Annotated in this window: 22 protein-coding genes; 15 read left to right on the forward strand and 7 right to left on the reverse strand. The window is 40.5% G+C overall.

Translation table 11 applies throughout. From position 1 onward, the window contains the following. Positions 1 to 3: 3 nt before the first annotated feature. From IPZ59_RS01960 to IPZ59_RS01975, 4 genes are all read right to left on the reverse strand, one after another. On the reverse strand, positions 4 to 834 hold the full coding sequence (locus IPZ59_RS01960; RefSeq protein WP_236138204.1) for an alpha/beta hydrolase: 831 nt from the start codon (positions 832 to 834) through the stop codon (positions 4 to 6). Positions 835 to 878: 44 nt separating this feature from the next. Next, a complete protein-coding gene (locus tag IPZ59_RS01965) occupies positions 879 to 1,274 on the reverse strand; it encodes a group III truncated hemoglobin (RefSeq protein ID WP_236138205.1) in 396 nt (131 codons plus the stop codon). A 9-nt stretch (positions 1,275 to 1,283) separates the two neighbouring features. Continuing rightward, positions 1,284 to 2,534: an alkaline phosphatase family protein gene (locus tag IPZ59_RS01970; RefSeq protein WP_236138206.1), complete on the reverse strand. Its 1,251-nt coding sequence runs from the start codon at positions 2,532 to 2,534 to the stop codon at positions 1,284 to 1,286. Between the two features lie 665 nt (positions 2,535 to 3,199). Continuing rightward, on the reverse strand, positions 3,200 to 4,678 hold the full coding sequence (locus IPZ59_RS01975) for a CotH kinase family protein (protein WP_236138207.1): 1,479 nt from the start codon (positions 4,676 to 4,678) through the stop codon (positions 3,200 to 3,202). Positions 4,679 to 4,860: 182 nt separating this feature from the next. On the opposite strand from IPZ59_RS01975, the gene IPZ59_RS01980 reads away from it, so the two are divergent. Then, positions 4,861 to 5,508 carry a peroxiredoxin gene (locus IPZ59_RS01980; protein ID WP_236138208.1) on the forward strand — a complete coding sequence of 216 codons (648 nt, stop codon included), beginning with the start codon at positions 4,861 to 4,863 and terminating at the stop codon, positions 5,506 to 5,508. Positions 5,509 to 5,563: 55 nt separating this feature from the next. On the opposite strand, the gene IPZ59_RS01985 is transcribed toward IPZ59_RS01980, so the two are convergent. Beyond that, positions 5,564 to 6,211, reverse strand: a complete 648-nt coding sequence (locus tag IPZ59_RS01985; protein WP_236138209.1) for a Crp/Fnr family transcriptional regulator — start codon at positions 6,209 to 6,211, stop codon at positions 5,564 to 5,566. A gap of 92 nt (positions 6,212 to 6,303) precedes the next feature. On the opposite strand from IPZ59_RS01985, the gene IPZ59_RS01990 reads away from it, so the two are divergent. The 9 genes from IPZ59_RS01990 (at position 6,304) to IPZ59_RS02030 (ending at position 18,115) form a co-directional block, all read left to right on the forward strand. Further along, on the forward strand, positions 6,304 to 7,482 hold the full coding sequence (locus IPZ59_RS01990; RefSeq protein WP_236138210.1) for an MFS transporter: 1,179 nt from the start codon (positions 6,304 to 6,306) through the stop codon (positions 7,480 to 7,482). Positions 7,483 to 7,533: 51 nt separating this feature from the next. Then, on the forward strand, positions 7,534 to 8,466 hold the full coding sequence (locus tag IPZ59_RS01995) for a DMT family transporter (RefSeq protein WP_236138211.1): 933 nt from the start codon (positions 7,534 to 7,536) through the stop codon (positions 8,464 to 8,466). Further along, the gene (locus tag IPZ59_RS02000) at positions 8,444 to 9,739 is read left to right on the forward strand and encodes an aminotransferase class I/II-fold pyridoxal phosphate-dependent enzyme (RefSeq protein ID WP_236138212.1); all 1,296 of its coding nucleotides are present in this window, start codon (positions 8,444 to 8,446) and stop codon (positions 9,737 to 9,739) included. Before IPZ59_RS01995 ends, IPZ59_RS02000 begins: the two co-directional genes overlap by 23 nt. Before the next feature lie 451 nt (positions 9,740 to 10,190). After that, positions 10,191 to 11,540, forward strand: a complete 1,350-nt coding sequence (locus IPZ59_RS02005; RefSeq protein WP_236138213.1) for a M48 family metalloprotease — start codon at positions 10,191 to 10,193, stop codon at positions 11,538 to 11,540. 101 nt (positions 11,541 to 11,641) lie between these two features. Then, positions 11,642 to 12,130: a DoxX family membrane protein gene (locus IPZ59_RS02010; protein WP_236138214.1), complete on the forward strand. Its 489-nt coding sequence runs from the start codon at positions 11,642 to 11,644 to the stop codon at positions 12,128 to 12,130. A 12-nt stretch (positions 12,131 to 12,142) separates the two neighbouring features. After that, positions 12,143 to 13,759 carry a Gfo/Idh/MocA family protein gene (locus IPZ59_RS02015; RefSeq protein ID WP_236138215.1) on the forward strand — a complete coding sequence of 539 codons (1,617 nt, stop codon included), beginning with the start codon at positions 12,143 to 12,145 and terminating at the stop codon, positions 13,757 to 13,759. Between the two features lie 132 nt (positions 13,760 to 13,891). Continuing rightward, positions 13,892 to 14,128 carry a hypothetical protein gene (locus tag IPZ59_RS02020; RefSeq protein ID WP_236138216.1) on the forward strand — a complete coding sequence of 79 codons (237 nt, stop codon included), beginning with the start codon at positions 13,892 to 13,894 and terminating at the stop codon, positions 14,126 to 14,128. 510 nt (positions 14,129 to 14,638) lie between these two features. Then, complete coding sequence (locus tag IPZ59_RS02025) at positions 14,639 to 16,123, forward strand: MFS transporter (protein ID WP_236138217.1); 1,485 nt, start codon at positions 14,639 to 14,641, stop codon at positions 16,121 to 16,123. Between the two features lie 42 nt (positions 16,124 to 16,165). Next, positions 16,166 to 18,115: an amylosucrase gene (locus tag IPZ59_RS02030; protein WP_236138218.1), complete on the forward strand. Its 1,950-nt coding sequence runs from the start codon at positions 16,166 to 16,168 to the stop codon at positions 18,113 to 18,115. Between the two features lie 109 nt (positions 18,116 to 18,224). Here IPZ59_RS02030 and IPZ59_RS02035 read toward each other — a convergent pair whose 3' ends face one another. Then, positions 18,225 to 19,721, reverse strand: a complete 1,497-nt coding sequence (locus tag IPZ59_RS02035; protein WP_236138219.1) for a trypsin-like peptidase domain-containing protein — start codon at positions 19,719 to 19,721, stop codon at positions 18,225 to 18,227. 214 nt (positions 19,722 to 19,935) lie between these two features. Here IPZ59_RS02035 and IPZ59_RS02040 point away from each other — a divergent pair, with 214 nt between their 5' ends. Continuing rightward, the gene (locus IPZ59_RS02040) at positions 19,936 to 22,401 is read left to right on the forward strand and encodes a mechanosensitive ion channel family protein (protein WP_236138220.1); all 2,466 of its coding nucleotides are present in this window, start codon (positions 19,936 to 19,938) and stop codon (positions 22,399 to 22,401) included. On the opposite strand, the gene IPZ59_RS02045 is transcribed toward IPZ59_RS02040, so the two are convergent. After that, on the reverse strand, positions 22,395 to 22,751 hold the full coding sequence (locus IPZ59_RS02045) for a YraN family protein (RefSeq protein WP_236138221.1): 357 nt from the start codon (positions 22,749 to 22,751) through the stop codon (positions 22,395 to 22,397). The two genes, IPZ59_RS02040 and IPZ59_RS02045, sit on opposite strands and share 7 nt — an antisense overlap. Positions 22,752 to 22,857: 106 nt before the next feature. Here IPZ59_RS02045 and lipB point away from each other — a divergent pair, with 106 nt between their 5' ends. The 4 genes from lipB (at position 22,858) to IPZ59_RS02065 (ending at position 25,614) form a co-directional block, all read left to right on the forward strand. Then, positions 22,858 to 23,574 carry a lipoyl(octanoyl) transferase LipB gene (gene lipB, locus IPZ59_RS02050; protein WP_236138222.1) on the forward strand — a complete coding sequence of 239 codons (717 nt, stop codon included), beginning with the start codon at positions 22,858 to 22,860 and terminating at the stop codon, positions 23,572 to 23,574. Positions 23,575 to 23,712: 138 nt separating this feature from the next. Continuing rightward, the gene (locus IPZ59_RS02055) at positions 23,713 to 24,894 is read left to right on the forward strand and encodes a DUF4221 family protein (RefSeq protein ID WP_236138223.1); all 1,182 of its coding nucleotides are present in this window, start codon (positions 23,713 to 23,715) and stop codon (positions 24,892 to 24,894) included. A gap of 15 nt (positions 24,895 to 24,909) precedes the next feature. After that, positions 24,910 to 25,131, forward strand: coding sequence for a hypothetical protein (locus tag IPZ59_RS02060; protein ID WP_236138224.1), 222 nt, complete (start codon positions 24,910 to 24,912; stop codon positions 25,129 to 25,131). A gap of 81 nt (positions 25,132 to 25,212) precedes the next feature. After that, positions 25,213 to 25,614 (forward strand): hypothetical protein, encoded by a 402-nt coding sequence (locus tag IPZ59_RS02065; RefSeq protein WP_236138225.1) that lies wholly within the window; start codon positions 25,213 to 25,215, stop codon positions 25,612 to 25,614. Positions 25,615 to 25,646 lie beyond the last annotated feature (32 nt).

Consider the following 25,646-nt stretch of genomic DNA (forward strand, 5'->3'; position numbering starts at 1 on the left):
GATTTACTCCTCCATAAATTTTAAAATTTCACGGTACACCTTATTAGGCGTATAAATAAACTGAACAATCATTCCTTTATGTTTTTTTCGTTTTTGAAAAATAAAATTGGGATTGGGTTCAATTTCTCTGTAGGCTTCCATAAACCGCTCGGTGGTCAATGTTATCCCTGGGAGTGTCCTTCCTCCTAGTAAAATAAGCATGGGAGGGGCATGGGAGTCCAAGTGATAAATGGGTGAAGTTTCTTCCCAAACCTCAGGAGAATCAGTAAATGGAATATTGTAAGAGGTTCCAGGCTCATAATTCATCTCCTCCAAAAACCATTTCATATCCAAACCAGCTGCATCAATTAAAACAGTCCCCTTGATAGGGTTTGATACCTCCAATTGCTGGAAATAGCGATCATTAACCGAAATCAAGCTAGCTAAGTGCCCACCTGCGGAGTGTCCCGATACAAAGAGACGGTCTTTGCTACCACCGTATTGCTCTATGGACTCGTACATCCAATTGACTGCATGAGCTGAGGCTAAAGCCATAGATTGAACTTGATAATCAGGACTTAATGGATAATCCATGATGACCGTGACCACTCCTTTTTTGGCAAAGCGAGTACCTAAAAAATTGTAGATTTCCTTATTTCCAGAATCCCAGCTTCCTCCATGAATGAATAGAAGGACAGGTGCGTTTTGAGCTTTTTTTGGCTTAAACACATTAAGTTTTTTCTCAGGAAGGGAATCCGAAGCTTCCAAATAGGTTATTTCTTTGAAACGTTCAACTCTTTTTAGCGAACAAGCAGATAAGGCTATTATCAGAAAAATAAGCGTGAGTTTTTGCATTATTTGAATTGGGTTTTCCTATCAACCCTATTGAATGAAAATTGTTAATCTTGAAGCCTACCTTCCATTATTCTAAAAAATAAAATGTGGGCCATCCTTCCGGCGTGTTCTTTGGCGTAATCTGCCACCTCTCCTTCAAAATAAGCATCCACTGTACCAAACCATAAGCCTAGCCAATGCTCGAAATGCGCTTGCTGCAGCTGATGATTCATCGTTCGGTCCACTTCTTTGTGGACAGGTACGGGACTGAATTTACCCGCTCCCGGGCCAGATTGTAACAGGACCATTTCCCAAAAATCACCTAAATGCTCCAAATGTGTGGGCCAATCCTGAACAATCCGATTGAATATTCGACCTAGGGTAGCATCTTCCCGCACTTGGGCATAAAAGCTATTGACAAGGAATTGTACATCTTCCCGGTTTGTAAGCTGTCTTTTCATACACATGGATTATTTTGATTGAAGAACAGGCTTTAAAACCTCCGAGTTCCCATCAATATAATCCGGCACCTCCAAACCTAAAAGCATACAAATCAATGGATATACATGCACATTGTCAAAAGCAGGAATAGCTAATCCGACTTGTATCATGGGGCCTGCCGCATAAAATATTCCATGCATATCTTTGTAGTGTGGACTATAGCCATGCTCCCCAAATACATCCGTTTTAAACATTGCAGCGCGGTTTTGATAACTCATCATTCCTGAACTGGTAGCCAGGTAATAGCCCAATTCAGGTAAAATCAATATATCGCCCATTCGCTCTTTGTACAATTCTAAATTTTTGTAAAATGCTCGATCTTCCACTTTGACTGCTTGGAAGGATGCTTCCTCAGCATTCAATTGCTGCAAAACTTTATCCATTTCTGCAGGATTTTCCAAATAAAGATGTGCCAAGGCACCATTATTCACCACACGAGCTGCTATGCCCTGTGTGATATCATCCAAATTCAGTAGTTGGGTTTTGGGAACATCAGCCATTCCGTGGTCAGAAACAATAATCACATTGATATCTAAGTCAAAACTCTTAATTCCTTCCAACAGAGCCCCTAACTCTCTATCGAGCTTTTCTAGGCGCTTCCCTATCTCCAAATCGTTGCTTGGTCCGAAACGGTGTCCAAAATCATCCATATCCGAAAAGTACATGGTAATCAATCGGGGACGCTCATCATCTGGTAAATTCAGCCACTCAAATACCTTGGATATTCGTTGCAGATTAGGTACGTTTCCATCGTAGTTAAAGTAATGCGTAGGTCTGATGCCTTGTACTGGAGCCTCTGAACCAACAAAGAAATAAGATGCAGTAGTCAGGCCATTTTTTTCTGCATGCACCCAAATGGGCGTTCCTCCGTACCAATAACCATCTTCCACAATGCTTCTGTCTCTGATATTGTAGATCTGATCTTTATACGGGTCATAAAAGGAATTATTAACCAATCCGTGATTCTCTGGCAGCATACCTGTGGCAATACTGTAGTGATTGGGGAAAGTTTTGGTAGGAAAAGATGGAATCAAGGCTTCCGCAGCAGTACCCGTAGCAATGAATTTACTCAAATTTTCCGGTTGAAAACGTTCCACATAATCGTAGCGAAACCCATCTAAAGAAATTAAAATGACATGTTGATCCTTCTGAGCAATCCCAATAGACCAACTCCCTAACCAACATACAACGACCCAGGCCAGTAACTTTCCGTGATTCATAAGCGTGTTTGTTTGGCGCAAAGATAGTGGGATTTAGTGATTAGTGGAGGAGTGATAGGCTTAATTGAGTGATTAGTGGATGGAGTGACTAGTGGATTAAGTTATAGGTGATTAGTTAAATGGAGGTCCACGATCTACAGTTAGCGATCAAGAGATCAATGGTTAGGGGGGCTTATTACTCGTCCTCTGCAAAAAATACTTGACACTTTTTTAAGAATAATTCTCTTATATATCCGGATGGCTTCAGATGTTAAAAACCTCATTTCGCTTCCTATTTCACGCGACGAGCGCAGCGATTGGTCGCCACGCCCGCAAAGTGGGTTGTCCACAGATTTGAGCTCCACGATCTCCGGAATTTTGAATTATGTGGAATGGATGATGGGGATTTGGAATCCCCTTAGGATACATGAGTTGGTTTGTCCACTAATTTCACGAATGACACGAAAATGGATTTAGGGTTTTTAAGTGAAAGACCCTTATGAAATCACTTGAACCGAGTCTTGATTCTTGGCACTTGATTCTACTACCCAAATACCTACTTTGTTCTTGGTACTTCGTACTTGGTACTTGCCCCTCTCGCTTCTCGTCTCTACTACCAGAATCCCTAGTATTTACACGGTATCTGTCTTGTCTCTTGATTCTTGTCTCTTGATTCTTGATTCTCTCTAAAACCCCATAATTTCTCCATCCATCCAAGCGGCTCGTTGTGTTAGATAATTTTTCAAGTTAGCTACAGCTTGCGCATAATTTACTCCTATTCCTTGATCCCATTTGGCATAATTTCGGAGCACAGCTCCATTCTTTTGCAAATAATCTGCTTTGCTGTCTACCATTTGTGCCATTGCAACATTAGAGAGGGGTCCATTTCTAAAATTTGTCCACCGCTGCTTAATCAAAGTCCTAAACTCCTGATCTTCCATTAATCTTGGCCACCAAAAATGGATCATCCAAGGATCATTGGAGACTAAGTTATTGTATCGAATAACCCAACTATTCATAGGAATGCGATCCCCTTGATCAAAGCCAATGTTCATGTCCCACACCGGTCCCATTTCCAATTTTCCATCTCTATCTTTTTGTAAAAATGTACTTAAGCGATACGCATCCACATTACGACAAAGCTCGTTGATAAGAAAGTAATCCACAAAACTTTCCAAGCTCACATAATCCGCATAGCTTCGTTCGCCTTTTGTGAAATCATCTCTGAGCAAGGCTGATTCAAAATCATACATGTACTGAGCTATAAACTCCTTCTGCGCAGGAGTAATGTTTCTATCTTTTGGATACTCATACAAAAAATAGGTTTCCAAATACATGTTGGCATGATAGGGCGGTCCATACGGTTCGAAATCTATAAAATTGCCAAAAATATCATATTGACTCCGGAATCCAATTTCTGGAGTATACCTCGCATCATCATCCCAATTAGAGTAAAAATAAGAGAGGGGTTTTCCAATACCAGCATCTCCTACCGATGTTTTATCAATTGTCAAAATATAGCCTCCAGATAAATTGGTAGAATTCGCATTGAGAGACTTGACGTCAATACGATGGGTATCCCTTTTGAGCTTTTCCATAAAAGAATACACTCCAAGATACTCTCCATTGACTTCAATTTCTACAAATTTGCTCCTACTAGCATACTTACCAATGCTTCTTGAAAGCTCATACCCTACATCATTGTACATCAACGTTTGGTCCCAAATGTATTTTTCGTTCAAGTTGACCACATGCCCCACAAGCCTCCAATCCTCTTCTTTAGGCATACCCAAGAAAGATACATCGACACCATCCCCTCCAGCATCAATACTTTCGATGTTGAAACCCTTTTTCTGGGATAATCTAAAGCTCGTCTTGCCCCTAAACTCAATCCCGATCCTTTGTTCTTGCTTGAGCTTTTTCCCTTCATACACTTTCATCATGGCTGGAATCCTTGGCTCATATGGGATATCCGCTCCATTGGTATTGATGACCAAATAAGGGATTTCACTATCTCCCACATCAATGGCAAAAACTTGTCCATCATCCCCTTTTGGCAGTACATCTGGCTGGATTTTTTCCTGGCATGCCAGCAAAGAAAAAAGCATCCCCAAAAAAATGAATCGAAAAGACTCTATAAAACGAAAGTTTTGAAATAATTTCATGGTCACTTGGGTTAATTGATCACAAGTTAAAACTAAGCAGCATTCAAGCCGATAGAAAAGCTGATTTAATTAATAGTTTTTTTCTATCGTTTTTTATAATCAATAGTGACACAAGTCTCGTTCATAGTTATCCTAACAAGCGTTATTTGTAGTATCAAAATTTAACACTAACAAAAATTTATATGAACGATCAAACAACACCTAGTATGCCAAGAATCGGGGATCATGCACCGGATTTCAAAGCAATGACGACCACAGGTCCCATGCAGTTTTCAGAATATATCAACAATAGCTGGACAATTTTATTTTCGCATCCTGCGGACTTTACACCAGTTTGTACTACAGAGATGTCTGGATTTGCATTGGAACAAAAATTCTTTGATGAGCACAAAACCAAATTGGTAGGATTGAGTATCGATTCTATTCACTCACACATCGCATGGGTAAACAATGTAAAGAAAAACACAGGTGTGTTATTTGAATTCCCTATCATTGCAGATATCGATATGAGTGTGTCCAAGTTGTATGGAATGTTACAACCCGGAGAAAGCGAAACTGCTGCTGTAAGAGCTGTATTCTTCATCGACCCAATTGGGAAAATCCGATTGATCATGTATTACCCATTGAATGTGGGTAGAAATATGGACGAAATTAAACGAGTGTTAGTAGCCCTTCAAACTGCTGATCAAAACAAATGCGCGATGCCATTGAACTGGACACCTGGAGAAAAAGTGATCGTTCCGCCACCAAAAACTGTTGCTGAAATGTTGGAAAGAGAAGCTTCTGACTATGAAATGGTTGATTTTTATCTAGCTAAAAGATCACTTTAATACATACCACACATAACCACTAAACCAAAACGAGGGCTTCAAAAGCCCTCGTTTGTTATTCCAGTAATTCAATTTGGGTTCGGTTTACTATGACTCTACCCTGTTGTTCCAGTTTTTTCAATAATCTACCCACTACTTCTCTGCTAGAATTGAGTTCCAAAGCAATCTGTGCTTGAGTTTCTTTGATGAATTTTGAATTACTCGCCTCTGCTGTTTTATGCAAATACTCCAGTAAGCGTTCGTCCATTTGCCTAAACGCTACGGCGTCCACCACTTTCAGCAGTTCTTCGAACCGATCCTGATAACTATCCATCACAAAAAAGTACCATGACTGGTATTTAGGCATCCATTCATCCAACTTGCTGATTGGTAACACAATCACAGTTGTATCCTCTACCGGAATGGCTTTGATCTTGGAGTACCCTTCTCTAGCCGAACAAATCAATGTGATCGCACAAGCTTCCCCAGGTTCTAAATAATAGAGGAATATTTCATGGTCATCTTCATCCTCTCTAAAAACCTTCACTATCCCATTGACTATCAATGGTATTTGCTCTACCTTTTGACCAATATCCATGATCAGCTCATCTGCTGGAAAAAGCACCAATTCCCCTAATTCAGCAATCTCTTTTTTGAGACCCTCTTCAAAATGGTCAAAATGTTTTTTCAAGTATTGAGTAATATCCCCTTTAACCCCCATCATATCTTATGTGATTTCTAGTATCTTTCTATTGGAATGTTAATTTTAACAATTAATGCCGAAAAATCATCCCAAAAAAACAAAAAGCATGAGACATGACATCTGGGAATAAAAAAAAGCTGCTCATCAGTATCTCTTTTATTGCGTTTATCAGCTTGGGTTTGCCCGATGGTCTCTTAGGGATTGCTTGGCCTTTCATCAGTGATAAAATCGGTATTCCTTTAGAAAAACTTGGATTAATACTCATGGCCTTCGTGGCTGGTTATTTGACTGCAAGCTTAAGTAACTCCAAAATTAGCGCTTACGTATCCTTGGGTTGGTTACTTTCGCTCAGCTGCATGCTTACAGGTGTAAGTTTGATCGCTTTCACCTGGGTTGGAGGATTATTTTTTTTACTGCTTGCAGCCTACTTCTTGGGTACTGGAGGAGGGGCGATTGACACTTCCCTAAATATTTTTGCCTCTGCTAATTTCTCTCCAAGTGTAGTCAACTGGCTGCATGCTTTTTATGGCATTGGGGCAACCTCAGGCCCCCTTTTATTAACCTATTTATTTACCCAAGGAGACTCGTGGACAATGGGTTACTTCATTGTCGGAGGGATTCAAATCGGATTGGGGATTGTTTTTCTTTCAACCATTAAACTTTGGAAAAGTCAAGCCTCTGCAGCCCAAGACACCAAAGCTGGAAGTTTCCGCGAAAGCATCCAACAGCCTATGGCTTTTCTAAGCATATTGGTGTTTTTTCTATATACGGGATTTGAAATAGGGGTAGGACAATGGCTGTATACCATCCTGACCCAGTCTCGAGGGATTGCTGAAGACACTGGCGGACTATGGGTAAGTACCTATTGGGGAAGCTTGACACTTGGGAGGATATTTTTCGGGTTTGTCTTGCGGAAATCCAGCACCTCAAAAGTTCTAAGTCTTGGCACTATTGGAATTGTTTTGGGAAGTATGATGCTGTATTGGGATGTGAATGCCAATTTAAGTTTTTTCTCAGTAGCCTTGATCGGACTCAGTTGTGCACCCATTTTCCCTTCTATGATTGCCTTAGCATCTACGCTGTTTCAGCCAAAGTTCGCTCCTACCTTGATCAGCTTCCAGATTTCTGCTGCGATGGTTGGAGGAGCTCTTTTACCTGCAAGTTCAGGCCTTTTAGCAGAATATTTTGGATTGGAAATCATCTCCTTTTCATTTGCTATTCAAGCAATTTTATTAGCACTTACGTATGCCCTAATTTATCGCTTCAAAAAAAGAAACGCACTCACAGATTAAGCCATATGATTTCAATGAACGAATCCTTAGATTCGCTAAAATTTCAAACATATGGTCCGAGTAAGCAGCTCCAAAGCTGTATCAGGTTATATCATGGCCCTTACGGCGGCAGTTTTGTGGGGCATCTCCGGGACAGTTGCTCAATTTTTATTTGAACAAAAATCCATTGCGCCCGATTGGTTGGTTACTTGGAGAATGCTGATTGCGGGCATCATTTTGTTGAGCTATGGTTTTAGCAAGGCTGGAGCTGATATACAGCATATTTGGAAAAAACCCAAAGATGGGCTTGAACTTTTTCTCTTTGGTGCTATTGGCATGGTCACCGTGCAGTACACCTACTTCTACAGCATCTCTCTATCCAATGCAGCCACTGCTACCATCCTACAATATGTCGGACCCGTATTTGTAGTGGCTTTTTATGCTATCAAATACAGAAGATGGCCCACTTGGCGAGAGTATGCCGCGCTTGTTTTGGCAAGTGTAGGAATCTTTTTGCTGGTAACCCATGGAACCATTGAAAGTTTGGTCATCTCTAAAGATGCCATCATCTGGGGGATTTTATCGGCTTTGGCTTTGGCCTTTTATACCATACAACCTGTGCAACTCTTGCAGAGATTTTCCTCTAACACAGTCACTGCTTGGGGCATGCTAATTGGAGGTGTAACCTTTGCCCTGTACACACAACCTTGGTATTGGAGTGGTATTTGGGACATAGAAACTTATTTAGCAGTTGGCTTTATCATTGTTTTCGGAACAGTTATTCCATTTTCAATTTTCTTACATTCATTGAATCTGATTGGTGCACAAACAGCGTCTTTACTGTGCAGTGTGGAACCTTTGTCAGCAGCAATTACCGCAGTAGTTTGGCTAGGTATCTTATTTACCGGAATGGATTGGTTGGGAACTATCCTGATTCTTCTTACCGTTGCTTTACTAACCCTCAAAAAAACATCCCAAACAAATGAGCCAACATCCCACACTTAGTCAAAGAGGCAAGGCTGCCGCAACAAACGCCATGCGGGTAGACTTGGAACTGTACTACCAAGCACTGGAAAACCCCTATCATCCACAGGAGAATCCTTCTGGAGCGATTCCTATGAACATGGCTGAAAACCATTTGGGTTGGGAATTGCTCAAGGCTAAAATGGAACAAATCAGTGCTGAACAAACCATACCCGATTGGGTAGCAAGTTATGGAGACCCTGCCGGTGTCTTAAGTTTCCGTGAGTCAGTCTGTAACTATTTCAATCATTTTCTTCAGCCTGAAAAAGGTCTTGATGCAGCAAGACTTGCCTGTTCCGCTGGCGCTACAGGGGTGATTGAAATGACAAGCTTTTTGCTAGCAAACTCAGGCGATACGGCTGTTATCCCTGCTCCAAGCTATCCAGTATATACAGCAGATCTACAGGTATTTTCAGGAATTCAACGCTTTGATTTGACGGATGACTTGTCTATTGCAGCCTTAGCAACTGCCAAATCGACCATAGAGACTTCAGGAAGCCAATTCAAATTACTGATCCTAACTCAGCCAAACAACCCTTCCGGAAAAATTTATAACCCAGAGACATTGGGAATACTTTCAGACTGGTGTATTGCAAATCGAATTCATCTGATTGTCAATGAAATTTATGCGCTTTCCTTGTTGGACATCACCCATCCTGCAATCCAGGAAGATTATCAAGACACGTACCCATTCCAGACTTTTTTATCCATCATCGAGCATAAAAAAAGCCCTTATCTCCACTTTTGGTATTCTTTCTCCAAGGATCTAGGGATTTCAGGCTTTCGGATTGGGACCTTGTATTCGCATAACGACGAACTTATCCAAGGTTACAGAAATGTAGGACTGTCACATTGCATCTCTAATCATACCCAATGGCTATTGCAGGAAGTTTTGAAGGATGTTGACTTTATGGAAAAGTTTATAGCTCATGGACAAGAAGCCCTCACAGAAAACTATATAGCTATCGTGATGAGCCTTAAAAAACTTAGAATCCCATATACTCCTTCCCGTGGCAGTCTATTTGTATGGCTCAATCTTTCTGAATTTTTATCAGAAAACAGTACTTCAGGAGAAGAAAAACTATGGCTTGAAATCTTTGAAAAAACAGGCATTCTCTTAACTCCAACGAATGGCTTTGGTCATCTAGAAAAGGGATGGTTCCGAATGGTGATTTCGAGTCAAACTCTCTTGGCTATCAAAGAAGCTATGAAGAGACTTGCTGCTTTTGTTGAAAGCAAACGAATAAATATATAATGTGATTAACCGCAATTAAGCAAGAGTCAAAATAATATCCGAACTATTGCGGATAATGGACCACAGTCAACTATCCACTGTCAACAGATGCTTGAAAGCATAATGAATATATTCATTTGTTTAGCTACTGGAATAAAAGCGGATAATCATAATATATAATGCATACAAACGGATTAGTTAAAATTATTTTGAGTTCGAATAATGAACTCCCGGCAAATTCCAATCTTTTACCTGAACAGATTTCAGCAAACAAATCATCCGTAGGGAGAAAAAGCATTATTTGAGCATGAACAACCTGTGAAAGGGTGACAAAAAAAGAAATCAAATAAATGAATACCGAATTAAATTTTATTTTTCACACTGAAAGAAGAATTTTTTGACTCAATTCAAAAGATTAAACAACTAGCAGGTTAATTCTATCGTAACTAAACATAACCAACGAATAGAAGCTATGCACAAATTTGTTTTTTCATTTATCCTCGTATTACTGACAGGGTTAGTTGGCGCACAGGATGTCATTCAGTTAAAGGGGGTCTTACTCAGGTCTGCTGGAGAATATGCAGCTGGAGACACCATCACCCTAGTCTCCCAACGAATGAAATTTGATGGAATCACCAAACAATATGGATACATCAGTTACGGGAATCGCAAATTTATTGATGAAGACCGAGTCACTATCTTAAACCCTGAGATGGATTTTTGGGAAGAAGTATGGTTTACCAACCGAGCTGATGAAATCACCAAAGTGGGTTGGGAACAAGAAAAGCGGCAGGAGCTCTACGAAGACGCCATGGACTATTACACAACCGCTTTGAAAAATAACCTGATTTTTGAAGATGAATTGTTAAGTGATTATTTGTATCAATTGACTTTGGCCATTCACCCGTTCGAAATGCTTAAAGAACGTCAGCGGAATTTCAGTATTCTAGTATTAAAATCCCCAGAAGAAACAAGTTTCGCTTTTGATAATGGAATGATTGTGTTGACAACTGGCTTGTTGGCTACATTAAAAACAGAGGAACAACTTATTCATCTACTGGCTGAAAATATTTCCCATGTGGTGTTAGAACATAATCTCATTAACTTCAACAGAGCCTTGAAAGCAGAAAGAAATGCACGCATCTGGGGTACTATCACAGCTGTAGCAGCTGCAACCGCTATGGCGGTCGATGAAGTCAATACAGGACGATGGCATGATTATGGATTGGCTGCAGATTTAGGTGCTTCTGTGTATTTTTTATCGAGAAATACCCGAAGTAATATTGGGGCTGAGTATACTATGGAACAACGGAATTTAGCAAATAAAACTGCACGTCAGTTTTTACGAACCTACCCAGAAGTTGTTAATCATGACGAAATAGCCTTTATCACACAGCTTGCCCCGGCCATCAGTGTGGCAGCTTGGACCCAATTTCACTTCAAGCATTATGGGACAGCCTACCAAATGATTCAGCGATTGGAAGATCATGGATTGACCACAGACATGGATTATTTCTTAATGAGCAGAATCATCAGAAAGCAATACAATGATTTAGAATCCAATCAACTTGCCTTAGCATACATTGAAAAAGGGCGAGCCAAATCATGGGAAGAATTCCCAGAGCTTTATAAAGAAGAAGGTTTAATTTATCAACGCCTAGGGGAATTTGACAAAGCAATTGAGGCATTTAGCAATTACCGTAATCACCTAAGCAGCCTTCGGGATAAAGGACAGTTTGTTGATTTAGAATTGAGAAGCATTGACCAATTTATTCAACGTACGAGTAATTTATCCAAAAGAGTGACTGAAAAACAAGAATAAGTAAACCAACACTACCACAATCATATAAAAACCTGATTTTCATCAGGTTTTTTGTTTTCAAAAATCAGTAATATCGTTCTTTCATTCTATTTACTCAGACTATGAACGATAAACTCAATTTCAATCAAATTCAGCTAGTCAGTTTAGTCCTGCTAAGGATATTAATCGGCTGGCATTTTCTCTATGAAGGAGTCATCAAATTGTATAGTCCCTCTTGGACTGCAAAAGGCTACTTACTTAGCGCGACCTACATGGAAGGTTTTTTTGGCTGGCTTGCCTCAGACTCAATGATTTCTTTCACAGATACGCTAAACATCGCTGCTTTGATCTTTGTAGGCGTAAGTCTACTATTAGGCTTCAAAAGTAGTTGGGGTAGTATCATTGGAATCGCATTATTGATTTTTTATTATCTAGCCCACCCACCTTTTCCAGGCTATCCATTAGGGCCTAGCGAAGGAAGCTATTGGATCATCAATAAAAACCTGATCGAAGCAGCTGCCTTGTTTGTCATATTCCTCTTTCCAACTTCCTCATTTGTTGGCTTAGACCGGCTATTTGTCAAAAAAGAAATCAATCCTTCCACAACCTAATCACCAAAGACCATGGCAGAAGATAAAAAATTATTCAAAGGGTTTTCGAGAAGAGACTTGTTGAAAAGCCTAGGAGGCATTCCTATTTTGGGAGCAGTTTGGTTTGCGGGAATCAATCATGATAAAAAAAGTAAGCTAGAAAGAGATTTTCTACTTGAAAAACTCAATATCAAAGCCACTCCTCCACCCGAAAGTGGCCCCATGAGTGGTGAACCTTTAAGGATTGGGGTGATTGGTTTTGGGATCAGAGGAGAGCAGTTGATGCGCTCACTAGGCTTTGCCACGAATGAGTGGCTGGAAGAGATGGCAGAAAACGAGCGAAAAAACCCTAATGATATGCGACTGGCAGACTTCAAAGCACAAGAAAATCTGAATGTCAAGCTAAGCGGTATTTGTGACATCTTTGATGTAAGGGCTGAAAATGCACTCAGATCATTCAACACCAATGACAATACCTGTAAGCGCTACGATACTTACCTGGATATGATCCATAGTGGGGAAATTGATGCAATTATCATCGCTACTCCTGACCATTGGCATGCCCCAATGGCCCAAGCAGCCATAGAAGCAGGAATTCATGTGTATCTGGAAAAACCAATGACTCACACGATTGAGGAGACATACACACTACGGGAAGCTTGCAGAAAAAATCCAACAGCAGTATTTGCGGTAGGTCATCAGCACCGACAGACCCAAAGTTTCCTTACCGCTATGGATGCCTTGGAAAAAAATACCCTTGGACATGTTTCGCTGATCATGACCACTACGAACCGTAACGATGACAATGGAGCCTGGCAATACGATATACATCCAGAAGCATCCCCTGAAACCATCAATTGGAACGCTTTCTTGGGAACAGCACCCCAAGTACCTTTTAACACCGAGCATTTTTTCCGATGGAGAAAGTGGTGGGCCTATGGTTCCGGTTTATCGGGAGACTTATTGACCCATGACTATGACCGTATCAATTGCATTTTGAAAATGGGCATTCCTAAATATGTGACAGCATCCGGGGGAATTTACACTCATAGAGATGGTAGGAATGTCCCCGATGTCATGCATGTCAATATGGAGTTTCCGGAGTTTAGCACGGGGGGAACACAACGAGAATCAAAAGAAAAAGGGATGACCTTTGTTTACAGTGCCACGCTAGGAAATCAATTTGAAAGAGGAACTGTATTGATGGGGCATGATGCCAGTATGAAACTAGGAAATACACTAAGCATCTACGCAGACCCAAGATCAACCAAATACCGTGACTTATTAGATGATGGTAGGATCGATCCCAATGTCCCCATATTTCAGTATGACCCAAGCGCAAGTGGAGTAGATGCAGTCACCTCAGCTACGGCCAAATACTTTGCAGACAAAGGCTTATTATGGACGTATCGGGATGGGAAAAGAGTGGACTCTACCTTTTTGCATATACGCGAATGGCTGAGCTGTATCCGAAATGGAGGAGAGCCAAGTTGCGGTATTCAGGAAGGATTTGAAGAGGCCATAGCTGCCCATATGGCCGGACTTTCGTACAAAATTGGCAGAAAAATAGCATGGGATGAAGCAAGTGAATCCATCATCGCACTGCCTGGAGAGGATTTGGATGCGATTCTGTTAAATAACGAAGTTTAAATAATAAAACTACTCCCATCGCATCTTGAAGAGTCTCTTGATGTGATGGGAGTTGGTTGAATTAACTCATCTTACTATTTTTACTTAAAGAATTTACCTTGTAAATTGTGATTTATTGAAAAATTAAGCGTTATGACTACCAAATACCATTTGAACTCGGCCCAAGAATTGAATATAGACATTATTGAGTCAATTAAAACCGCTTTCCAATCAAAACCCATAACAATCATTGTTGAGGAAGATAATGACAGCATTAATTTGTCAACCGAAATGAAGTTGACTTTGGAAGAAAGATTGCAAGAAGATGAAAGCACTTACATTACAGCTGAGGAATCAATGAAATTGTTACTCAAAAAGTATGGTGTATAAGGTGATTTTATCTCCTCGTGCCCAACTAGAGATAGAAGAGGCGCTTGACTACTATTTCATCAAAAGCCCCACAGCTGCCTTTAGATTTTTAGTATCCCTCGAAAACTTATACACGCTTTTATCCAGTTCTCCTTTCTTTGAAATCAGATACAAAAATATTCGATCGCAAAATTAAAGAAGTACCCATATTCACTTTTTTTTATCGTAAATGATGAAAAGAAAATGGTGAAAGTTTTATCGTGCTTCCACAATAAGAAGAATCCGGCTAAAAGACCTAAAGGTTAAATTTTACGAAATTCTAATTTTCTTAAAAAAATTCCCCACTTCTCCGCAAACGTTTTAGACTTCCCGAAAACCTAATTTTTCACTAAAAAATAGGCTTTAAAGCCACTTTTCTAGGTGTTTTCAAAGGCCTAAGTATATCAAACTCCAAATATTTTTTTATAATTTGGTAGGGTTGAGTGGCTTGCCAACAATGCGCTTACACATATTAAACCCATACAACCCAAGATGAACCAAAAAGCTCGTTTATCCTTTAGTCAAATTATCAACATGAATGTCGGGTTTTTCGGCATTCAATACAGCTTTGGCTTGCAGCAAAGTGCTGTCAACCCCATCTATGATATGTTGGGGGCGCAACCACATGAAATTCCTATTCTGAATTTAGCAGGCCCCATGACAGGTCTCTTGATTCAACCCATCATTGGAGCCTTGAGTGACAAAACATGGTCTCCAAGGTTTGGCCGAAGGAAGCCTTACTTTTTTATTGGTGCTGTTTTTTGTAGTATTTGCTTATTTCTGTATCCGTTCAGTAGCAGTCTTTGGATGGCTGCTGGATTACTCTGGGTATTGGATGCTGCTAACAATACTGCTATGGAGCCTTACCGGGCTTTAATTGCAGACACCATGCCCGAAGATCAGTTTGCCAAAGGATTTCTAACCCAAAGTTTTTTCACCGGGCTGGGAATTACTTTGGCCAATGTTTCTCTCTTTGTTTTTCAAAAATACATCCCTGGTACAGCTGGTTCTTTGCCTGTATGGGTGTATGCTTCCTTCTTTTTGGGGACCATCTGTTCCATCACATCGGTTATGTGGAGTATCTCAAAAACCACTGAAATTCCACCCACAGAAGAAGAATTGAAAGAATTACGAAAACATCAGGAAGGCAAACCAAACCTGGTGATTCAGTTTTTCTTGTCTATCATCACATCCTTATTGATTTACATTTATTTCGCCCTTTTATTGATACCCTCTATTTTTTCACGCGGGCTGATCAAAAGACAAATTGATGCGATCGAAAATAACCCAAGACTCTCTGTGCTTTTTGGGCAAAACTTGGAAATTGTCAATTCTATAGTTGTCATGCCTAAAGTGATGTGGCAGCTTGCCTTGGTGTATTTATTTCAGTGGTATGCGCTATTTGTTTACTGGCAGAATGCAGCAAAAAGTATTGCACAATCTGTATGGAAAACATCTCCTACAGCTGACATGAAGCTTTTTGAGGAGGCAGTAGGCTGGACAGGTCTCGTAAATGGCTGGTACAATATTGTCACCTTCCTTACAGCATTTGGACTCGTGGGGGTTGCCAAGAAATATGGGCCTCGAAAAGTGCACTTCGTTTGTTTGATCATGGCTGGAGTTGGCTTATTGATTTTCCCCTTTATTGAAAATAAATATTTACTATTTGCCCCAATGACAGGATTTGGAATAGCGTGGGCAAGTATGATGGGAATTCCTTACTTATTGGTAGTGAATGAAATTCCAAAAGAACGCTACGGCGTGTACATGGGCATCATCAACATGATGATTGTAATTCCTATGATTCTACAAACATTGACCTTTGGATTTATTTCCAAAAACTTCTTGGGCAATGATCCGGGAACTGCCATCCTATTTGCTGGTCTACTATTGCTTGGAGCCGCTGCGGCAGTGCTCCGAATCAAAGAAACGCACGATGTAGATACTATCAAGGCCCCTATGGGAGGGGGACATTAAAAAAAATTAAATACTATTCATTCTTTCTACCAACCATCAATTATGCCATCGACGATCACCCACAATGATTTCATTCTCCGAATCATTGCTAAATATGCGCTAAACATCCGTCCAAAAGACACTGCCGTCATTCAACGATTGGAAACTCATTTGGAAGTGATTGGCAAATTATTTTATGAGCTCTACAGCACCCATCCTCATAAGGATGAGCAATTTGAATTACTGATAGTCCAAGTCATTCAGCAGGGTCAAAATCGTGCTATGGATCTACAAGCGAGAGATAAAGAGAAAGCAACAAAAGACCATTGGTTTTTGAGTAATGAAATTGTAGGAATGAGCTTGTATGTGGACAGATTTGCAGGTAAGCTGCAAGATATGCCATCTAAGCTCCCGTATTTAGAGGATTTGGGCGTAAATTTCCTACACCTGATGCCGCTATTTGAAAGTCCTGAGGGAGAAAGTGATGGAGGTTATGCTGTCTCCAATTTCCGAAAAGTAGATACAAAATTCGGAAACTTACAGGATTTGGAAAAGTTGCGTAAACTCATGCATGAAAAAGGCATGTACCTGATGTTGGACATCGTACTGAATCACACTTCCCACAAACACGAATGGGCGGAAAAAGCGAAAGCGGGTGATCCCTACTATCAGAGCTTCTTCTACATGTACGATAATCGATGGATACCCAATCAGTACGAACAAAGCATGCCAGAAATCTTCCCTGAGGGAGCACCGGGCAACTTCACCTGGGTTCCCGAATGCAACCGATGGGTGATGACAGTATTTCACAATTACCAATGGGATTTGAATTACATGAATCCTATCGTATTGAAAGAAATGGTGGACAATGTCCTTTTTTATGCCAATTTGGGTGTAGATGTATTACGTGTAGATGCACCAGCCTTTATCTGGAAACAAACGGGCACCACCAGTCAAAACCTTCCTCAAGTACATAGTCTTTTGCAACTCATCAAACATTGTGTATTGGTAGCTGCACCAGGCATGGCGCTCTTGGGTGAGGCGATCGTCGCTCCTCAGGAAATCATCAAGTATTTCGGTACAGGACCTTACACCGCTAAAGAATGTGATTTTGCCTATAATGCTACACATATGGCTTTGCAATGGGATACCTTGGCCACCGGGGACACTGAATTATTGATGAGTGCACAGCATTTGATGCTTCAAAAACCTTATGGAACATCTTGGATCACCTACACCCGATGCCATGATGATATTGGCTTGGGCTATACAGATGAAATGATCCGAAGCATCGGTAAGAATCCTTATCATCACCGAAAATTCATCACGGACTTTTATTCGGGGAATTACCCCAACAGTCCTTCCAAAGGAGCATTATTCTCCTTCAATCCGAAAACAGGAGATGCCCGAATCAGCGGAACATTGGCATCCTTGTGTGGTTTGGAACTAGCACTTGAAACAAACAACACCTCTAAAATTGAAGAATCCATTCAGAAGATTTTGTTGATGCAGGCACACTCCCTAGTTTTGGGTGGATTACCTATGTTATTTTACGGGGATGAGATTGGCTATACCAACGATTACAGCTTCTATGATGATCCTGCCAAAAGTTACGATAACCGCTGGATGCACAGGCCTTTGATAGATTGGGAAAAAGCTGCCAATATTCAACTTGAAGGCACTGTTGAACAAAAGATTTACCAAGGCACACAAAAGCTGATTGCTATCCGTAAACAGCTCCCACAACTAGCTGACCTCAAAAATCTAGTTTGGTCCAGTCCTCAAAGCAACCATGTGACTGTCTTTTTGCGGGAAGATGAAGGAAAACGCTTCTTTGGCGCTTTTAACTTCAGCGCATATGCTACTCAAATCAGCTGGTATGCTTTCCGTGAATATACCGAAAAGCCTGAAAGATTGCTGGATCTCTGGAACGGAGTCACTCTTGAGGTAGGAATGGATCATGAATTCCTTCACTTTGAACCATATCAATTCATGCTATTGGAAGTACATTAAACCCAACATACGCAATAGATCTTCAATTACGAAACCTTCTATATGATTCCGATAAAAAAAAGGCCGCTCTTCAACTGAGCGGCCTTTTTATTTCTTTGCAATCAATCAATTATTTGATTTTAACTTCAAAGTAATACTCCTGACCAGAAGGATATACTCCAAGGATTACTACTTCTTCTCCTTTGTTGTCAGCAAGTACATTATTCAAATCTTCGGCACCAGAAATTCTATATCTTCCATCTGAACCAATTACAGAGGTAATGATAAAGCCAACTTTAGCACCTGATTTTCTCCATTCCTCATTATTGATACTGATAATGCTAGCTCCACCAGAAATACTCAAGCGGTTTTTCAAGTCGTCCTTGACATCTTCAAATATGATCCCTTCAAACGTTGCACGCTTCGGCAGTTCCTTTCTGATAATCTTTGTATCACCTGAAATATTTTTCAATGTTGCTTTTACCTTTGTTTCTTTTCCATTCCTTAAGTAAGCAACTTCTACTTTGTCTCCAGGTCTCTTTCTTGCAACCATTTCTTGCAGTCGGGCTACTGATTCTGTTTCCACACCGTCAATACCAACGATAATATCACCTTCCTTCAAACCAGCCTCTGCACCTCCGCTACCATCATTGACACCAGAAACATACACACCTCGAGAGACTCCTAAAGTCTTATTCAATTCCTCTTCCAGCTCAGGGTTGACATTTCTGATGGTAACTCCCAAAATACCTCTTTGAACAGTACCGTATTCCAGTAAATCATCCATTACTTTTTTCACAATAGACGTAGGCACGGCAAATGCATAGCCATTGAAGGTACCTGTACGAGAGGCAATCGCTGTATTGATACCGATTAATTCTCCTTTAAGATTCACCAAGGCACCACCAGAGTTTCCAGGATTTACCACAGCATCTGTCTGCAAGAAAGATTCAATCTGAAGGTTATTTTCTAAATCTCTTAAAATCCCAATATTTCTCGCTTTCGCAGAAATGATCCCAGCAGTAACGGTAGATGTCAAGTCAAATGGGTTACCCACGGCCAATACCCACTCACCAACCTTCACCTGATCTGAGTCTCCAAACTTCACGTATGGCAAGCCTTTGGCCTCCACTTTTAATAATGCTAAATCAGTGGTAGGATCCGTACCTATGACACGTGCAGTGTAGCGCGTATTGTCAGATAATGAGATATCTACTTTTGTAGCGTTTTCAATGACATGGTTATTTGTCACTATATACCCATCCTCAGAGATGATCACACCCGATCCTGAACTCTGTCCCTGCCTAGGGGCGCCTCTTCGATCTGGCTGTCTAAAACCAAAAAGCTCCTCTAGGGGATCCATACCTCTTTGCTGTTGAGCTACGGTAACTGAACTTTTGACATGGACAACTGCGGGTGTTACTTGCTCTGCAGAGGCTACAAAATTGATCCCTTCTGGCACAATAAACTTATCATCCGAAAGCCAATTGACCAAACTGGTGTTTTGCTTATCCGTAAAATTGGTTGCCGAATTTTGCTTGGACAGGTAGCTTGCCCCTGCCAATGCTATGATACCTCCGATCATAGAGGCGACAATGATACCTAGGAAAAACTGACCTTTATTCATATCCTGTAAATTTAAGTTCTTAATTTTGTACGTAAATCACTAAGCTACCGCAATCAAAAACCAAGCAAATTTAATTTTATGTCAGGGAGTTTAACAAGCTTTAACGTGAGAACAGTGCTTGCCGATTGTTGCTAAGGTATAACAAAAAATAATAGCTCAAGTTTCTAACATTTTAAAACTTTGTGGAATTCTGTTTACATTTAAAGAAAAAAATATGCTGCAAAGGCTTTTTTTAGTAGTCCTTACCCTTCAATTAATACTCGCTCAGCAACTTTTGTTGGGGCAGGTATCATCTCAGCAAGTCCTTACCCAAGGAAATACAGAAACAGTCCAAGCTCCTCAAGCTAGCTTGGAGCAAAATATTAAGAGAATTCAACAGTTCAATATTGCCATCAATTCCATCATCAGAGGTTTGGAGGCTGAAGTAGACACTACAATACTCGCTGACATTTTGCCAAGTGCCGAACGAATAGCAACTGTCATTCAGTCACGGCTTGACAGTCAGGAGTCTCGGATCAATCTTCGCTACATCAATGCCTTGGACAATTTACTTTCTGGTATCAAATCACAATTGAATGAAGCCGAAAAGCCAGTCTTGGTTAAAATGGAGCAACTTTTAGGATTTCGAACAGTCGTTGATTCCATTAAGACGGATGGAATTTGGCAGTTGGGCAAGGAAAGTACCATTGGATTTGAAGAATATACCCAAGCCAAGAAAGACCTTTCTAAAAAATTAGGGCAACTAGAAAAATCCCTTCAGGAAGCTCGCATGGTCAATGCCAATTACCTTAGCAGAATATCCAGAGTAAGCATTAATCTAGCATTGGTTGGAGAACGAATACAATCCCAACGGAGAACTCTTGAAAGGAGCTTACTTGATAAAGAAAACAACTACCTATGGGAAAAAAGGGATTTTCCAGACACAGAACGTCTCCTCGATATTTTCAAAGCTTCCCTAAGGTTCAACGGATTGATCGTTTCCCGCTACATCACCAGCCACATGGGAGTTTTATTTTTCCTATTGACCTCCATCGGGGTACTCTATTGGTGGACTAGTACGAACATCAAAAAAATCGAACAAGAAAAAGAATTTGCCTCTATCATACTGGGAAGGCTGGTTTACATTCACAAATTCACCTTAGTTGCTTCTTCTTTGCTAATATTGGCTATTTCACCTTTCTTTTTCACCAATCCACCTGTGACACTTTTTGCTGTTATTCTTTTCTTTATGGTCTCTTTTTCAGGAATATTACTCACCAATCGTATCAATAAACCCGCCTTGAAAGTATGGGGTGGTTTATTTATCTTATTTGTATTTAGCTTAATCAGCAATCTTTATTGGGAGATTAGCTACAATGAACGCTGGTATTTATTAGCCTTTGGTATTATAGCAATCCTATTAGGCTTACAACTGAAAAAAGTTATTGCAACGGATGCAGAAAACTCACTTCCCCCTTATCTGAGTAAAATCACCAACGTATACATTGGCTTCCAAGCAGTAGCCATTTTAGCGAATATTCTGGGGAGATTCAGCTTAGCAAAAATGCTCGGGATTACTGCAACCCTCAGCCTCATGCATGCGGTGAGTTTGTTGGTTTTTCTGATCGTAATTAAAGAAATGATTTACCTCCAAATAGAAGTCAGTCGAAAAAATCAATCAGAGTTTACCTCCATGATTGATTTTAAAGATATCCAACAAAGAATTACCAAGCTTTTTTCCCTATTAGCCATCGCCATTTGGGGGTATTATTTCTTTGAAAGTCTTTCCTTGCTTGATACGCTTTTGGAAGCAATCGGGAATTCTCTAGCCAAACCTCGCAACATCCTCAATGCCTCTTTTACCTTTGGGCAAGTAGCGGTGTTTATTTTAGTGGTCTATATTTCCTCCTTTTTAGCCAATAACGTAGCATATTTTGCTTCTATCAAAGACCAACAATATGCCGCGGCAAAGAAAAAAAGACTGGGTTCTGCAATCCTTTTATTACGACTGGGGGTGCTTTCTGTTGGCTTTCTGATTGCTATAGCAGCATCTGGCATTCCGGTAGATAAAATAGCCATAGTCTTGGGAGCTTTGTCAGTTGGAATTGGTTTTGGTCTTCAGACTATTGTCAATAACTTAGTTTCGGGCATTATTTTAGCTTTCGAAAAACCCATAGAAATTGGCGATATCATTCAGGTAGGCACTATAGAAGGAACCGTCAGTGATATAGGGATCCGTGCATCCAAAATCAAAAATTACGATGGGGCAGAAATCATTATCCCCAACGGAGACCTACTAGCACAACAACTGACCAACTGGACGCTTTCAGATAAAAAAAGAAGGGTTGAATTAATTATTGGAGTCGCCTATCAATCAGATCCTGATTTAGTCACACAACTCATCTATGAGCAACTGACACGAGAAGGAATCTTGACACTACCTGTACCAAGGGTATATTTACAAACCTTTGCAGATAACTCAATAAATTTCCGAGTGCTATTTTGGGTTGATGACATTGATGTATGGATCATCATCCGGGATGAAGTCATGCGCGCTATATTCAAATCTTTTAAGACAAATAACATTGAAATTCCTTTCCCTCAGCGCGACCTACATATCAAATCCTATCCTGGAGTAATCAAAGAATCAGTAATCAAACCCACAGACCAAAAAGGACCATCAGAAGAAGATAGTCAATAAAAAGCATCCTCAAAATGCTTGAAATGATAGTTGTTGCGCTGATCCTTGTATACACCAACTATATCAAAGCGGATATCCCTGTGCCAATCCTTCTGATGAATGTAATGGTCGGCAGCTTTGACGAGAAGTTTACGTTTGGTGCCATCCACAAATTCTTCTGCATAGCCAAAGCCTGTCCCACTCCTGAACTTCACTTCCACAAATACTAACAATCCCTGGTATTCAAAAATCAGATCTATCTCAGCATGTCCGTGCCTGTAATTGGCATCTCTGAAAATATAGCCCTTGCCCGTCAACCATTCCTTGGTCAATTCTTCCGCAAGCTTTCCTTGTTCGTTGTGTGCTGCCATCGGTATTATTGTTACTTTTGAAAAATAGTTGAAAATAGATCCTGAAAACACATTTCAGAACCTACCTTCGTCTGTACGTGTTTCCTAACAAACTTCTACGAAATCCGTGAATCAAGTTATCAATAAAAAAGTAAAATTTCTAGACCTGGGCCTCAAGGACTACAAAGATTGTTGGGATTATCAAGAATCCATCTTTGGAAGTATTGTCACCCGAAAGATAGACAATAGAAAAGCTGCTCCAGAAGCGCAGGTAGCTACGGAAAACTATCTGCTTTTTGTGGAGCACCCACATGTCTACACCTTGGGTAAAAGCGGCGAGCTTTCCCACTTACTATTGGACGAAAAAGGTTTAGAAGAAAAACATGCTACTTTTTACAAAATCAACCGAGGGGGTGACATCACTTATCATGGGCCTGGTCAATTGGTAGGGTACCCCATTTTGGATTTGGAAAACTTTTTTACCGATATCCATAAGTATTTACGATTGCTGGAAGAAGCAATTATATTGACCTTAGCTGACTATGGCATAGCTGCTGGGAGAATCGATGGACTCACTGGTGTATGGTTAGATCATGTGGAACAAAAGAATCCACGGAAAATCTGCGCCATGGGTGTCAAATCCAGTCGCTGGGTGACCATGCACGGCTTTGCCTTCAACGTCAATGCTGACCTCACTTATTTTGGCAATATAGTCCCATGTGGCATCGCCGATAAGGCCGTAACCTCCTTACATCTGGAATTGGGAAGGCCCATGGATGAGTCAGAAGTCAAGGAAAAAGTCAAAAATCACTTGGTAGAGTTGTTTGGGATGGAGTTGATTTGAGATTTTAGATTTCAGATTTTAGGGGACCGAACGTTGAGAAAATGTTCAGTGAGCATTTTTTGTGAGGGGCCAGGCAGCAGGGGAGGAAACAATTTTTTAGTTTCATATTTATTTTTTAGTTTAGAGAAATTAAATTTTATGCTGATTCAATTTTCTCAGTTTTTAGAAGTTATTGTGAAAAATCTGTCACGTTATCTGGCTTTACTAGTGTTTGCAGCTTGTTCCTCAGGGAATAATCAAAAAACTGCGGTGGTCATCAAACTATCCCCCGAAACAATAGAAGTCCCAACTATCGACTTCGCCTCCTCTAACCCTGGAATGATTCACCTTTTTGATTCAGATTCGGGCGAACATGTAATGATTTACAATCACGTTATTAAAAAACTTCAGATTTCTTCATTTCCAGAAGGAAAACTCAAACTTACTATCCCTCTTGAATTTGACAACGAAAAACGGTCAAGGCGCTTTACTGGAGGAACCTTAATAGGAAATGATTCCATTTTTGTTACATTTTACCCTCCTGCATTAGGGATGATCAACTTTGATGGTGAATTGCTTTGGGAACAGACCTTACCCGAGGGAAACTATAGAGTTTCTCATATCGGAAATGGAAGCATGATTCCACTATTCAAGTCTCATAACAGGATATTTGGAGCCCAACCATTTCTCATGGACCATCATCGGATGAGCACAAGTGATATCCAAAAACAATCACTAGTGTACAGCGCTAGTTTAACAAGTGATGAGGCTGCATGGCATGAAGTCTACTATGCTTTAGATTACTGGGAACAGGGGAAAAAACTATCTTACTTCTCTTGGGCAAAGCGGGCTGACTTGATTTATATCGCCCCCTTTTATGACCATAGCATTCAGGTTTTTGACACCAAAACCAACCTAGTAGTGGCCACAAAAGAAGTGAAGTCCAAGCATATTGAAAAATTCAATGTTGTAAATGAACTACCTGCCAATCCCGATAAGGCCATTATCGAAACACTGGAATCCGATCAATACGAAACATTTTTGTACGATCCTTATCGAGACGTGTTTTATAGAATCTTTCTCCCGGGTTATCCCATAGAAAAAGCCTTCAACACTGATCAGCTTCGTTTGATGGAGCGATCCAGGCCATTGACAGGGATTATGGTTTTGGATAAGGAATTGAATGTCCTAGCGGAACACCTATTTGAAGCCTTTGAAGTACATTCTTCGGACAACTTCCTCGTTGGAAAAGCAGGCCTGTACGTTTCTACTAACAATATGAATCGGGATGATTTCAGTGATGACTTGATGAGCTATAAGCTTCTGACATTGGAGTTTTGAGTAAATTAGCAGATTATGAAAACCGTGGAAATAAACTTGGACGAGAGTAAGCTCAATGAAACCAATGAACTACGAAAAAGAATGGGAATGACGATGGCCGAATATGTCTCAGAAGCATTGACCCTATACAATCAATCTCAAAGCCGAAGACTATTAGAAGAAAAACTTCACTTTGAATCCAAGTTGGTATGGAAGGAATCCATCAAGGTATGTAGGGAGTTTGATGAACTTAGTTAGAATTTTCAAACCTATCCATTAATCTCACAATTGTCCTTGACCTTTCAAATCCCTAACTTTGGGGCCTGATTAAATTACTGCATGAAAAAAGATATTAACTTTCACCCGGTTACGGGGGTGAAACTTGCCATAGCCAAAGAGGAAGTTGAGGGACAGACAGAATGGGGCGTGTATATCATCAACCATAACCTGATCGAGCTACATACGGTCATGATCACCTCCAAAGGCTATGGGACCATAGACGGAGAAGAGCGTAAGACTTCTACGCTCCGACATGTCATCAAAGAACTAGGAGCCCAGTCTATCGCAAAAATCGAACCTATTGACCCTGCCTTGTTTGCTTTGACCAATGAGTTTTGGGTCAGCTACTATATCCTCGACCAAATTTTTGATAAAAAATTCGTCTTTGTCCAAGGCAGCATGGAGCCCCAACATATTCAACATATCCAAGAGCTCGGCCTGGATGGCGTGTTGCATAGCTGATAGATTAAGTACTTAAGTTACATACTCGGCTA

This window comes from Mongoliitalea daihaiensis (genome assembly GCF_021596945.1).
Classification (GTDB): domain Bacteria; phylum Bacteroidota; class Bacteroidia; order Cytophagales; family Cyclobacteriaceae; genus Mongoliitalea; species Mongoliitalea daihaiensis.

What these genes read in the sequence shown, in the direction of transcription:
- IPZ59_RS02040 (WP_236138220.1), top strand. Translation starts at nt 19,936, where the DNA reads ATGCTGCAAAGGCTTTTTTTAGTAGTCCTTACCCTTCAATTAATACTC.
- IPZ59_RS02065 (WP_236138225.1), top strand. Translation starts at nt 25,213, where the DNA reads ATGAAAAAAGATATTAACTTTCACCCGGTTACGGGGGTGAAACTTGCC.
- IPZ59_RS01995 (WP_236138211.1), top strand. Translation starts at nt 7,534, where the DNA reads ATGGTCCGAGTAAGCAGCTCCAAAGCTGTATCAGGTTATATCATGGCC.
- IPZ59_RS02010 (WP_236138214.1), top strand. Translation starts at nt 11,642, where the DNA reads ATGAACGATAAACTCAATTTCAATCAAATTCAGCTAGTCAGTTTAGTC.
- IPZ59_RS01960 (WP_236138204.1), bottom strand. Translation starts at nt 834, where the DNA reads ATGCAAAAACTCACGCTTATTTTTCTGATAATAGCCTTATCTGCTTGT.
- IPZ59_RS01965 (WP_236138205.1), bottom strand. Translation starts at nt 1,274, where the DNA reads ATGAAAAGACAGCTTACAAACCGGGAAGATGTACAATTCCTTGTCAAT.
- IPZ59_RS02060 (WP_236138224.1), top strand. Translation starts at nt 24,910, where the DNA reads ATGAAAACCGTGGAAATAAACTTGGACGAGAGTAAGCTCAATGAAACC.
- IPZ59_RS02055 (WP_236138223.1), top strand. Translation starts at nt 23,713, where the DNA reads ATGCTGATTCAATTTTCTCAGTTTTTAGAAGTTATTGTGAAAAATCTG.
- IPZ59_RS02005 (WP_236138213.1), top strand. Translation starts at nt 10,191, where the DNA reads ATGCACAAATTTGTTTTTTCATTTATCCTCGTATTACTGACAGGGTTA.
- IPZ59_RS02000 (WP_236138212.1), top strand. Translation starts at nt 8,444, where the DNA reads ATGAGCCAACATCCCACACTTAGTCAAAGAGGCAAGGCTGCCGCAACA.
- IPZ59_RS01975 (WP_236138207.1), bottom strand. Translation starts at nt 4,678, where the DNA reads ATGAAATTATTTCAAAACTTTCGTTTTATAGAGTCTTTTCGATTCATT.
- IPZ59_RS02025 (WP_236138217.1), top strand. Translation starts at nt 14,639, where the DNA reads ATGAACCAAAAAGCTCGTTTATCCTTTAGTCAAATTATCAACATGAAT.
- IPZ59_RS02030 (WP_236138218.1), top strand. Translation starts at nt 16,166, where the DNA reads ATGCCATCGACGATCACCCACAATGATTTCATTCTCCGAATCATTGCT.
- IPZ59_RS02020 (WP_236138216.1), top strand. Translation starts at nt 13,892, where the DNA reads ATGACTACCAAATACCATTTGAACTCGGCCCAAGAATTGAATATAGAC.
- IPZ59_RS01970 (WP_236138206.1), bottom strand. Translation starts at nt 2,534, where the DNA reads ATGAATCACGGAAAGTTACTGGCCTGGGTCGTTGTATGTTGGTTAGGG.
- IPZ59_RS01980 (WP_236138208.1), top strand. Translation starts at nt 4,861, where the DNA reads ATGAACGATCAAACAACACCTAGTATGCCAAGAATCGGGGATCATGCA.
- IPZ59_RS02045 (WP_236138221.1), bottom strand. Translation starts at nt 22,751, where the DNA reads ATGGCAGCACACAACGAACAAGGAAAGCTTGCGGAAGAATTGACCAAG.
- IPZ59_RS01985 (WP_236138209.1), bottom strand. Translation starts at nt 6,211, where the DNA reads ATGATGGGGGTTAAAGGGGATATTACTCAATACTTGAAAAAACATTTT.
- IPZ59_RS01990 (WP_236138210.1), top strand. Translation starts at nt 6,304, where the DNA reads ATGACATCTGGGAATAAAAAAAAGCTGCTCATCAGTATCTCTTTTATT.
- IPZ59_RS02035 (WP_236138219.1), bottom strand. Translation starts at nt 19,721, where the DNA reads ATGAATAAAGGTCAGTTTTTCCTAGGTATCATTGTCGCCTCTATGATC.
- IPZ59_RS02015 (WP_236138215.1), top strand. Translation starts at nt 12,143, where the DNA reads ATGGCAGAAGATAAAAAATTATTCAAAGGGTTTTCGAGAAGAGACTTG.